The sequence below is a fragment of the Frigoribacterium sp. AC759 genome (assembly GCF_979256015.1).
This window is the reverse complement of the sequence record NZ_CEEDMT010000198.1, coordinates 1-236: the sequence shown is the minus strand read 5'-3', so window position 1 is coordinate 236 and position 236 is coordinate 1. Positions and strand designations below refer to the sequence as shown.

The window sequence follows — 236 nt, the reverse complement described above, 5'->3', positions numbered from 1 at the left end:
GGCTTCCTCCTTCGCTCGACCGTACGTGGACCCGTTTCCGACCTGAGTGGAGTTGGCGAAGGCGACCGTGGCAGGTGGCACGTCGGCCTCCCGCAATGCGTGCGCGGCCTGCTGGGCAAAGACGATGTTGCCGGCTGCGACCTCGTCGTCCGTACCCCGGTTCACCCCCGCACGGAGGACGAGGCGGTCGCTGTCCGAGACGGCGTCTGCGGCAGCGCTGGCGTCGAAACGGGCGC

1 pseudogene is annotated in these 236 nt (G+C 69.9%); it reads right to left on the bottom strand.

The features are described from left to right. Positions 1-236, bottom strand: a pseudogene (locus ACZ6JE_RS15640) (polysaccharide biosynthesis C-terminal domain-containing protein); the annotation flags it as partial.